This is a genomic window from Spiroplasma sp. SV19 (assembly GCF_030060925.1).
Taxonomy (GTDB): Bacteria; Bacillota_I; Bacilli_A; order Mycoplasmatales; family Mycoplasmataceae; genus Spiroplasma.
This window is the reverse complement of the sequence record NZ_CP045455.1, coordinates 1,376,089-1,388,412: the sequence shown is the minus strand read 5'-3', so window position 1 is coordinate 1,388,412 and position 12,324 is coordinate 1,376,089. Positions and strand designations below refer to the sequence as shown.

The window sequence follows — 12,324 nt, the reverse complement described above, 5'->3', positions numbered from 1 at the left end:
TAAATACTTAAGTCATTTAAATAAATAAAAAATAATTATAATAAAAATCTAAAACATTAGGTTTAATTTTAGTTCAAATTTCTAATGATTCCAAATCTCATGATATTTCTTGTGCGTAATTCGTGGTAAAATCGTTTCACGACGACCAACAAAAGGATAATCAAAGCGGACAATTGCTTTCGCAAAAATAGGTGTAATAATAACAAACCAAATCACACTAAAGATTGGGATTCAGAAGAACTGGGTTCCTTTTGCTGCTGGTAAAATCCCTTTGTAAATAAAGTCAATTAAACCATCCGTAAAGGATACTCAAATATGAACGCCTAGCATTGACATAAATAAGCCATTTAACCCTGCAATCGGCGCATAAACCACAAAATATAATAATGGTGAAGCTAAGAAAATAAATAAGTTAATGATAATATTATTACCAGTTAAAATTGTCACCAACACGACAACTGACATTAAAAGCGCTGTTGGGATCCGGTTTTCGTTTTTGCTAGTTAAAACAATTGCAACACTAACCCCTAATGAAGCACCAAACACAATGGCATAATTTGGGGGCAACTTCAATTGAAATAAATCACCAATATTCTTACTATATAAAAACCAATTATATAAACCAGTTTCAATCCCATTAATTTGTGGTAAACGATTAAATGGTAAGATTGAGATTCATTGAATTAACGATAGTTTACTATCAAGTAAGTTTGGTTGTTGTAAATATGTTCATACAGCTTGAATACTAGCATGATTTCAACTTTGGGTAAAAATATTATATTGTCAACCATAATTATATGAAACTTGTCGAAATAAGTCCATAAATTCTTGTTGCGTTAATAATTGTGAATTACTTTGCACAAATAAGTTTGATGAAATGTCTTTAAACCCAAATGGTACTAATAAGATATTTAAAAATTCATACACAAGGGCTGCTCCCAAAAAATGACGCGCAGTTTGACTCCACATTCAATAATAAATCTTATTTAAGAACATTGCTAAAACAATTCATAATAATAAAAATAGCACTGCTAACAACATACTAGCAAACACCACAATCATACTTACGAACGGAAAACCGTTCAGTAAGCCTAATGATTTTGGCATTCTTAACTCAATACACTTGTAATAAATGTATGATGAAACAACACCAACAATAACTCCACCAAAGATTGAAGTATTTAAAGTAACAATTCCGAAGGTTGATCCTAAAAATAATGCTAAATTATCACCTTGATAGAAAAATAAAATACTAGTCACATACAATGTGCCATCAGAATTAACCTCATATTGAATTAAAGCAAATTGTGTTACTGAAAAAACCAAAAAGCCAGTAACAGCAACTGCTACGGCTTTAACATTATTAGTAATACTAATAACAGTGACAAGACAAAAAATAATTGATAAATTATTAAAAACAGCTTTCCCAATTTTAATGAAAACATCGCCCATTGTAATTAAGACTTGATTTTCACTATAATCGTTTAAAATGGCACCAATTCCATAAATTAAAACAATCAACAACAATGGGATAATTATTAGAGTAATAATTTTAATAAATCGTTCATATATATCTCTAACTTTAATTTTATTATTATTATAGCCCTTCCCATTTTTTTTGATTTGGTATAACTTATCAATTTTTGACATTTGTAATTAATGCCCAGTAATCTTAAAGTCTACCTGTTACTCATAAACTGGATTGTACCAGCTACTGAGTTATAAAATGGATACGGGGTAGCGTATTGCTGTGTGATATTTAGATTATACATCACACCGAACTGGATTGTATTATTTAATAACATCCCGAAAACCGATAAGACAATATAATCACCAATAAAGTTTGACCTAACTTCTGCCATTGTAAACATTAATCCTGAAGTCCCGGTATTAAAATCACTCGTACGATAAACAACATTATCAAGGTTATTTTGTTTGTTATCTCCTTTTAACCCTGTTGCAATACTTGAGTTAATAAACTTAAAATAAGGATATTGTTGAACAAATGTTTCTCATGTATTAGCATAATTTAAAAAATTAAAAACTAATGGTGTGTTAGTATTAGTAACAAATTTCATCCCACGCTTGGCAACTGGGAATGAATCATTTCCCGACATTACACCAATATCTCATGTTAAAGGTGGCTTTGCTGCTTGCTGTTGAGTAAGCGTTGGTGCTAACGTTGATCCTAACGTTGAAGCTGTTAAAATGGTAAAAAATGTTTTCTTCATATTTAAATAACTCCTTCTTTATATTTAATTAATATTGTTGATAATTGCTAAATGATTAATACAAGTTGATACGAAAAATAGTTATTAACTATTCTATACCATTAATCATATCATATTTTATTTTGGAAAAAAAGCAAAACTAATTAAATAACTTGGTTTCTATTAAACCGCTCAAACCACTAGAACTCACCGCAAAGCCTACTTTCACTGTTCATATTGATAAATCTTAGTAATAACACTATCAACATCATTATCATAAAAAACAAAGGGAATAACTACGTTTGATTGGGCAGTATAACTATATAAATAAACTGATTTCTCCAGTTTATTAACCGCTGAGGTCAGTTTTGCTGCTGTTTTAACAGCTGCTAACGCTAAATCTTGCGAGGCAAAGTATATAAATTTCCCCGCTTGGTTTGGATCATTAATTCGATACACAACATAGCGACCATCTGAAATTGTTAAATCTCATGATCGTTTAATTCTTGGGTCCCATGTTTTAATTTCATTTTTATGCACAAACTTCGATGTTAACTGAATTTTATTTGTTAACTGTTGAAGTGCCGCACTAGCACTACTTGTTGTTACTTCTTTGTTCCCAAAAACATCATATGCCAAATATTGCTTTCGTAATGTCCGATTTTTATTAATTAATTCTTTCTCTTTTGCCTCTTGTAATGTTACTGCTAACATTCGCCCATCACGATCAGAAATATCAGGGTCTGGTGAATAAGAATACATTAATTTTGTCTGAAAGTTTCCCTCCAAATACAAGAATTTATCTAATTGTTCTGCTGTTGCTAAAAAGTCAGGACGTAATTGATAGTAATGTTGGCCATCACGAGTAACCGGATTTTCTAATAGCTTTTCTTTGACAGAAATTCAATTTAAGTAACTTTGAATTAATGATTGACTATATCCTTTACTAGGATTAACATCATAAGCTTTATCCTTATAAATAAAGCCTTGCCCATTCGTACCATTAAAAGTAGGATTTGTAATATAATTGCCATTTTTAATATCATGATAAGTTACTTGACGGTTATTATTTACCCCAAAATTAGTTAAAACACTGTTAAAATAACGATCATATCAAGTATCATAAAAGTGATTTTTGTCTTCTGTTGTAATATTCCCGTTCGAAAAAACACCCTTTTTCTCTGCGGTCACATCTAAAAACTGATTAGCACTTTGTTTAGAGTTAGCATATAACTTAATTTTCCCCACAGATTGATCAACAAGCTGAAAGTCACTAATTTGAGGTGCTTTTGTTTTTCCAAAAGCGGCACTTCAACTAGGAACTAAATTAATTCCAATTTTAACATTTTTATTTTTATAAATTCCGGTAAAATTACGAGTTAAATAATAGCGGCCAGTCCCTAAACCTCCCTCTGTTTTTACTTGTCAAGTTCCCCCCGTTTTAAACCAATTAATCAAATCGTGTCCACTTTTTTGGACCCCAACATTGGTAAATTCAATCGTTGGACTAGCTCCCGCATAATAATCTTCGCCTTCTAAATGCTTACCATTTAAATCAGAATAGTGTACTGTCAAGCGATGACTTCCCGTTGGAGCAATTGCTAAGCGATACTTAGTTTCTGTCTTAGTAACTGTATTATAATAATCACCATTAAAATCTTTGCGTAAATCTTTTTTTAACAAATCATAAATTAACTTACTATTTCCTTGTTTCACAATTGGTTTGATTAATGGTTTTTCTAGCAATGACTGGTTAATATTAGCATAATAGCCCTCTTCCATTAACGAAACTAACGCGTTAATATCTTGGTCATTAAAAGCATTATAATATTGATTATTATAAATATAATATAATGACTTATTAATTTTCATTTTATACTTTTCATTAATCTTTGCTTCTTCTGGTGTATCAAACCAATAAAAACCATCATAACTATATTGTGATTTTACTAACCCTTCGTTCGTATAAGTATTTAAAGCATCTTGACGAGTATATGCCACATTCCCAAACGCATCGCGATATAATTGCTGAAAATTATTTAAATCAGTGTCATAAATTTTCTTTGGATCTAACGTCATATGCTCATAATTTTTAATGATTTTATTTGGGTTTGACGCTGTTAACACGGAAGTCACTTTATTATTTTTTAATAAATATTCATTTAATGCTTCATCAGAATAAAAGGTTTGTCCATCATATTCACTATAATTAACTTGCCCACCATACACACGATGCGCTAAAATATCTTCGCGAAGAACTTCCCGACTAATAGCATAATCATTTGTTGTTTCAACTGTGGCATAATAAACACCAGAAGTCACAGTTGGTGTAATCGTAAAAATTGATGTTGCTAGCACTAATAACTTTAACATTTTTAATTCACGACCTTTCTATCATCTTTCTTGCCCTGCACCGCAACAATCTTAGCATTAATTCAGGTTATAAAATCGTTTTTGTTGAAAAAGGCATTTGTTCCAAATTTAAATTCCTGCATTGTTGCATCAAAGTTTAAAGTTTGATAATTGATATGATTTCATAAATAATTTCAAGCTTGCTGTTCTGACATAAAATATTTTTGATCACCATAATAATCTAAGGTATAAATATCAAACTTCATTCCTAAATAATCTGACAAATTATTATAATGTGATGTTGTAATTAAATCACTGTTAATAACTTGTTTGTTATCAATCATTTCATTGTTATTAATAAAATTAACCATTTCAGTTTCACTATTTGCAAAAAATACTTTACCGGTTCTTGTTTGATAACGATATGTAACAGCAAAGTTACCGAGTGCAACATTCTCCGCTAAACTAGCTAATGCTTCATCTTTACTTAAAAAATAATTACCAAATCCATCTAAATAAAAGCTTTGCTCCTTTGGTTTAAAATGTTCTGTAAAAATTTGATTAATAAACTTATCTTTTTCTGCACTTACCGCAGAATCATAATCAACCTGGTTAATACAATTGCTATCATCAGCTGTTGTGCCACAAATATTTGCATTACTAATTGTTTCAGGTAATCAATATGGTACATCTTTGGCCATGATACTAATCATTAATTTTCGATTTGAAACATAACGCTCCGGATGCAAATAAATTTGGCGAATTAAATCTGCTTTTGCCGCCGCTTTTGATAAGTAATAATGATCATTAAATTCATATAATTTTTGGTCTTTAGCATTTGTTCCAGATGGCAACATATAATTTAATGCTGATGTTGCTAAAGGTGTGACGCTTGTTTTCAGCTGCGAAGAAGTAAACTCAATATCAAGAATTGGTAATTTGAAGGTTGGTGTTACATAATATATTGAATTATTATGATCAATTTTAGCTTCCAATGTTTTTAAAGAAATAAAACTAAAAGTTTTACTTAACTCTCATATCCCGCTAAAAATATTCGCAATTGGTAACGCTTTCCCAACAAGTTTCAACTTACTTAAAATTTTCCCCATTGCACTACCAATTGCACTTTTTAAATTATGACTTAATTGCTTACGCCCAGTTTGAATTTGTTTATCACTAGTATTGCTCTTTTTATAAAGATTTTGATACCCATCAGCAATTTTATTTGCTCCATCAACAACACTCATGATGTTATCAACCGAGGATTGAATTTTTTGAGCAATGTCTCATATTTTCCGGTTATTACCACCTTCTTCAAAGAATGCCCCTTGATTTAAAAACATATTATAAATATCATCAAAAGAAATCCCAGAATCCAGTAACTCATTTGCCCCTTTATCAGAATGCATTAAAACTCCCATTGTTTCTTTATTATTATTTAAAATATCAACAATAATTCCCTTAAAAGCATTCCCTAATTTTGTTGCCCCATTGGTAACTGATGAAGCATATACTTTCGTATAAGTTAACATTCGTTTCATTCCAACTAATAACTTATGAAAATCAGTAAAACTGTCATCCTTAATATTACCTAAATTTGTAACAGAATCTTGAAATATGTTTTGAGGAAGTCGTAAATCTTTTATTGTATTAATTAACTTTTGATAATTTTCATTAGAAATATTATTATGTAAAAAATTTAAGTAATCTATAATAGTTGTCCATGAATTTCAATCAAATTTTTGAACTTTTTCTCTAAAAAGCAAATTATTAATACTATCAACTGCCCCAAATGCTAATGGTGCAAAGAAAATTGAAGGAGTAAAAGAACTAACTTCTTTAAACTTTAAACTTCCGGGTAATTTCTGTGTTGTTTCAACATATTTTGGCCCAATAAAATAACTGTTTAAATAATCATTACCTTTATCTTGTGAAATTCAATATGAATTTTTGTCTGGATTAATAACTTCTTTAACATGTTTATTAACAGTATACTCATCAATACTATTCATTACAGTTAAAAATTCTGAAAAATTATAATCCGAGAAATATTGTCCACGATATTCAAACCCATTTTTAACACTACTACGTAACCAATTTTTAATTTCTTGTTCTGTTTGACAAATTGCCCCTTGCAAATAACACGTTGTTTTACCTGTTAAAGAATCCTCTAGTTTTTTCTTAATTGAATTTTCATATAATTCTCGGGCTTCATATTCGTTATAACGAATTTGTCCTTCAATGTTATATACTTTTTGATAATTATAAAACGTACTAGCTGCTTCGTCTTTTGTTAAATAAGCACTGCCATCATTCCCACGATATACCGTAGTTGGTTTTTCATATGAGGCACTTAAAACATCACGCGATAATTCACCACTACTATTAATGACATATTCTCCTGGATTACGAATTGTTTTAATAGTACTAATTGGAAAACGTTCTTGAATATAATCATTTAATTTTGATTGCGTACTAAAAACTTGCCCCTCAAAAAGATAATTATTAGTATTATAACTAAGATTTTTTCTTTGTGCACTACTCATTGCATATGCAACAGCCGCTGTTTTAGTACTAAAATACTTATCATCAAATTGATAGTAAGTTTGAACACTGCTATTTTGACTTGCTAAAATGCATCCTGCTGTAATACCACCCGCACCTAATAATGTAACACTAGAAATCAAACTGATAAAACGTTTTGATTTTCAAATTGGTTTTTGTCCCACACTAAAAATTTTATCAACGATTTCTCGCACAGATAATTTCTTTTTTGCCATAAATATATACTTTTCCCTTTCTTACTAAACGTATGAAATGTTTAAAGCTAACTGCTCATCAATTGTAATATCTGAAGTAATATTACCCATCTTTAATGTTGTTTTAACATTAACTACCAGCATATCCTTATTATATGTTCGTGAATCTGAACCATAAACATAATTCATTGCCTCGTCTGCCTTAATTTCAGAAGTCAAAACCGCCTTTACTAAAGATACATCAATATCAAAATCATCAAAAACCGTTGGCATATAATTAAATATATTTTTAATTATATTATCTTCTCCAATCGAACTTAATAATTCTAAATGACTACTTTCTTGTTCTGATGCTGGAACAAGTAATGCGATTGCAATCTTAACTGGTTGTCCATCAAGGCTTTTTCAATCAATGCTATTTTTAAATTTAACAAAAATAACACTAATCTTTTTAATTTCCTTGATTCGCGCATGCGGAATGGCAAACCCATCTTCTAAACCCGTTGAGATCTCGTTTTCTCTTTTTAATAATGCATTTAACAATAATTCTTTATTGTCAACAATGTTATTTTTGACAGCTATTTCAACAATTTCATTCAAAGCCGCAATTTGCGTTGTTGCTGTTGAATCAAATAAAACATAGTTTTCATTGAAAATCTGTGTCTCCATTAATACTACCTCCTTAGTATATTACTATCTATTATTTTTTGGTTTTAATATAAAATGAATTAATTTAAAATCGGACATATGACTTAAGAATAATACATTCTTCACCTTCTTGTCCTGGTTCAACTGCATATTCATCAATTCCTGCTGGAATGATTAACGCTTCAGCATAATGTAATACACTACAATAAAATGACAGCGGACTAAAACCTGGCGATATAGGAGCGGATAAGAAGTTAAGTTATATTCTACAATAAAATGACAGCGGACTAAAACTTACTAATTTTGTATCTAAAATTAATGAAGGTTATATTCTACAATAAAATGACAGCGGACTAAAACTTCCAATCAAATTCGTGAAAGTTGATTGTGTTTATATTCTACAATAAAATGACAGCGGACTAAAACCAATTGTATTTTCTTTTTCAATTAAATCCTGTTATATTCTACAATAAAATGACAGCGGACTAAAACTAAAAAACAATAACAATTTTAAAAACTTTGGTTATATTCTACAATAAAATGACAGCGGACTAAAACTCAATGCTAACTTCGGCTTTAGCCGGTAAGGTTATATTCTACAATAAAATGACAGCGGACTAAAACAGACATAGCCAAGAACTCAGGGGCCTGACCGTTATATTCTACAATAAAATGACAGCGGACTAAAACTGCTTTTAAATGTAAGGAAAGGAAAGAAAAGTTATATTCTACAATAAAATGACAGCGGACTAAAACAATTAATTTTATTATAATCCCCACGTTTTTGTTATATTCTACAATAAAATGACAGCGGACTAAAACCATATCCACCAATTAATAAGTCGTTAACTTGTTATATTCTACAATAAAATGACAGCGGACTAAAACATTTCCTACCAAAACATAGTTCCCTCAATCGTTATATTCTACAATAAAATGACAGCGGACTAAAACATAAAAGTTATAATTAAGATAAGCTAATAAGTTATATTCTACAATAAAATGACAGCGGACTAAAACCAAATTTTACATTGATAGTAATAGTCTTCAGTTATATTCTACAATAAAATGACAGCGGACTAAAACTTCAGCCATAATACAAACCTCACTCTCTATGTTATATTCTACAATAAAATGACAGCGGACTAAAACTAGCTCAATTACGAGCTATTTTTTTATTATGTTATATTCTACAATAAAATGACAGCGGACTAAAACAAAAGTCAAAAGGAAGGATGAAGCAAAATGGTTATATTCTACAATAAAATGACAGCGGACTAAAACTTATGGCCGATCAAAAAAGAGAGAAGTTATGTTATATTCTACAATAAAATGACAGCGGACTAAAACAAAAAACACATATTTTATGTAATTATTATAGTTATATTCTACAATAAAATGACAGCGGACTAAAACCTATTTCGTCGAACTTAACATTAATAGTAAGTTATATTCTACAATAAAATGACAGCGGACTAAAACTTAATTTTCAAATCAGATTATTAAGTTATTGTTATATTCTACAATAAAATGACAGCGGACTAAAACAGAATCGTAAATTATCAACTAATTGAACGGGTTATATTCTACAATAAAATGACAGCGGACTAAAACGTAGTCTGATTAATCAGATGATAGACAGCTGTTATATTCTACAATAAAATGACAGCGGACTAAAACACGGATTCATATAAAGTTTTGCAATATTATGTTATATTCTACAATAAAATGACAGCGGACTAAAACCTGCAGCTGCAATAATTGCTCTTCAAGCTTGTTATATTCTACAATAAAATGACAGCGGACTAAAACCTCAAATTTATTATACCAAATAAAAAGATTAATTAAATAGTCAACTGCATTTATCAAAAAAAGTTTTTGTTTTATTATCAACAACAATATTAGTATCCAAATTTTTTAAAAATAAATATGTAAAAATAAAATTAGATATCGTTAATTCCAAATGTAATTGTGAATTTTCTAAATTAAAAGCATTATTATCGGATATTTTTAAAGATATTTCATTTCAATAAATAATATGTAAAATAAATAAAATATTATTCTTAATGTAATTATCTTTTTCATAATTAATATCTTCTTCAGTTAATACATAACTCAAATCCTTAACAAAAACTTCATAATTATTAGTTTCTGATTCTAAAAAAGCATATATTGTAATTGTTTTTATTACAATTGAATTTATATTTTCAAAAGAAACTATTTTATTCTTTTTAAGAAATACACTTGTTCAATGTTTTCAAAGAAAAATTAAATAAAATAGGAGCATTTGTAACCATTATAATTAAACTCTTTTCAGTTAATAATCCTTTAATTTCTGTAATTAAATTTCATAGTGATTTAACTGTTCCAAATAATTCTGGTTGATCTAAAATAAAAACTAACGGACGTAATTTATCCTTTATGTCATTATATCGAATTAAAATATTTAATAATAAAATACGAAGTTGATATGAGCTATATTTTGTTGAATCTATTATGGTATGTTCTAAATCATAAATATCAAATTTTAATAATTTATCAACAAGACCTTCAATTGAAATATTTGAAAAATTAGATTTCAAAAATAATGTAGTATTAAGTACTTTATTGTGATCTGAAATCAAATCGGTTTCCATTAAAATCAAGCTAAATAAAGAATTTAATTTCTGTAATAGTTCTGTAGCTTCATTATATTTATCATTGTAAAATAATATCATTAATAGATTTTATTAATTTATTTCGAAAATTAGATGTTTTTGTTAATTTTATTTCTTCAATTAAATCCATTTTTCTTTTAAATAAATAACTTGATAATCTCCAAACCCGACTGCTTTGTCATTAAAATAAAAAGTACTATCTTTACCTAAAAACCCAGAATTTAATTTATTTAATAATCTAGTTTTGCCACTATTATTTTCACCGATAATCATAAGTTTATTATTATAAACTTTAAATATTTTTACTTCTTGATTATTATCTTTAAAACTTATTGTATTATAATTCATTTTATAATTCCAAAACTGTTTTTGTTGTCATATATTTTTCTTGATGGCTCTTATTACCAACTAAAATTTTAATTGATTCATATTGCTTTTCTGTAATGATTAAAATTCGAATATTACCCTTTGGTGGTTTATTTAATTCAATCTTATTATTATTTTTATTTACTTCATCATAATTTAAACATAATTTACAATAAATTGAATATTGAACCATATAATATCCGTTTTTAATTAAAAATTTATGAAATTTATTATAATTTTTAGTATCAATTTTTGTATTATTTGGTAAATCATAAAATATTAGCATTCGCATTTGACGATATCTACTCTCCTTCATCATTCAATTCTTCATCCTCATCTTCATAATCTTTTAATAACAATGTTGGTAATTTTAATAAACTATAATCATTTTCTTTTAAACAAGAAATAAAACTTTTAATCATATAATTAATAGCATTATTGACATTCATAATTCGATTATCAATTTCAACTCTTTCATCTAATAGCTTAATTAACGATATTCTCTGATTGTAACTAAGTTTACCTTCTAACTTATATAAATTTTTAGTAACTCAATAGTCAACTAACGGACGAAATGGTTCAATAAAATCATACGATAAATTATAGGGATTGGTTTTTCCAATATGATGAATTCCAACATGTAAAATTAAACCATATCTTACTAATGTTCGCGAAATACATGATACTAAAATTTTATAACCATAATTAAGTGCTGAATTAATTAAATCATCAGATAAACGAATAAAAGCGCTCCCATATAACGATCGAAAAAACATTTTAGCACTTAAACCCTCTCGATTGGTTCGATCTCCTATTAATGTTTCATTTGCATATCTTTTTAACATTTCAGCAATATCAAAAAAATCAGTTGTGTTTTCAATTACAATTGCTGAATTTCATATTTTCTTTTTAATTATTAACTGCCATAACTTATCTTTTAAATCTTGGGACATACTTATTTGCATATTAAAAACAACATAAGGCTGGAAGTGATTAGATAATGACATTAACAATCCCCGCGGTTCATATATTTCATCACAAAAAATAGCAAAAATATTATATTGACAAATTTTAGCTAATAAATTACAAGAAACTAAAGTATAATTATTTTCAAAAATTATTGAGTTTATTTCAGAAAAAGCAAATAAAATTTCTTGCCCATTTTCATCAGTTACACAAATATTATTATTTTTAATATTAACTTTTTTTGATTTATTAATAATTAATGTACGTCAGGACATTATTATAATTCCATTATTAAAATTAAATAAATAAAACCACCTACGAGAGGTGGTTTACTGGTCTTTATAAGGATGACCCTCCTACACGACT

The 12,324-nt window shown here is 28.1% G+C and carries 10 protein-coding genes and 1 CRISPR repeat array; all 10 genes read right to left on the bottom strand.

The window, feature by feature from the left end:
• Positions 1-81: 81 nt before the first annotated feature.
• The 10 genes from E7Y35_RS06730 to cas1 all read right to left on the bottom strand — a co-directional run bounded on the left by E7Y35_RS06730 (position 82) and on the right by cas1 (position 12,233).
• On the bottom strand, positions 82-1,650 hold the full coding sequence (locus E7Y35_RS06730; RefSeq protein ID WP_283272217.1) for a PTS transporter subunit EIIC: 1,569 nt from the start codon (positions 1,648-1,650) through the stop codon (positions 82-84).
• A 29-nt stretch (positions 1,651-1,679) separates the two neighbouring features.
• Positions 1,680-2,231: a hypothetical protein gene (locus E7Y35_RS06725; RefSeq protein WP_283272216.1), complete on the bottom strand. Its 552-nt coding sequence runs from the start codon at positions 2,229-2,231 to the stop codon at positions 1,680-1,682.
• Positions 2,232-2,429: 198 nt separating this feature from the next.
• Positions 2,430-4,583 (bottom strand): hypothetical protein, encoded by a 2,154-nt coding sequence (locus tag E7Y35_RS06720; protein WP_283272215.1) that lies wholly within the window; start codon positions 4,581-4,583, stop codon positions 2,430-2,432.
• A gap of 2 nt (positions 4,584-4,585) precedes the next feature.
• Positions 4,586-7,342, bottom strand: coding sequence for a hypothetical protein (locus E7Y35_RS06715; RefSeq protein WP_283272214.1), 2,757 nt, complete (start codon positions 7,340-7,342; stop codon positions 4,586-4,588).
• A gap of 24 nt (positions 7,343-7,366) precedes the next feature.
• Positions 7,367-7,990, bottom strand: a complete 624-nt coding sequence (locus tag E7Y35_RS06710) for a PTS sugar transporter subunit IIA (protein ID WP_283272213.1) — start codon at positions 7,988-7,990, stop codon at positions 7,367-7,369.
• Positions 7,991-8,161: 171 nt separating this feature from the next.
• Positions 8,162-9,781: direct repeats of the CRISPR family, unit length 36 nt; unit sequence GTTATATTCTACAATAAAATGACAGCGGACTAAAAC.
• Positions 9,782-9,809: 28 nt separating this feature from the next.
• Entirely contained in the window at positions 9,810-10,088 is a 279-nt protein-coding gene (locus tag E7Y35_RS06705) for a hypothetical protein (protein ID WP_283272212.1), read from the bottom strand.
• Between the two features lie 112 nt (positions 10,089-10,200).
• A complete protein-coding gene (locus E7Y35_RS06700) occupies positions 10,201-10,605 on the bottom strand; it encodes a hypothetical protein (RefSeq protein ID WP_283272211.1) in 405 nt (134 codons plus the stop codon).
• 141 nt (positions 10,606-10,746) lie between these two features.
• Positions 10,747-10,974 (bottom strand): P-loop NTPase family protein, encoded by a 228-nt coding sequence (locus tag E7Y35_RS06695; RefSeq protein ID WP_283272210.1) that lies wholly within the window; start codon positions 10,972-10,974, stop codon positions 10,747-10,749.
• Between the two features lies 1 nt (position 10,975).
• A complete protein-coding gene (gene cas2 / locus E7Y35_RS06690) occupies positions 10,976-11,311 on the bottom strand; it encodes a CRISPR-associated endonuclease Cas2 (protein WP_283272209.1) in 336 nt (111 codons plus the stop codon).
• Positions 11,295-12,233 (bottom strand): type II CRISPR-associated endonuclease Cas1, encoded by a 939-nt coding sequence (gene cas1 / locus E7Y35_RS06685; protein ID WP_283272208.1) that lies wholly within the window; start codon positions 12,231-12,233, stop codon positions 11,295-11,297. The genes cas2 and cas1 overlap by 17 nt, the downstream gene beginning before the upstream one ends.
• Positions 12,234-12,324 lie beyond the last annotated feature (91 nt).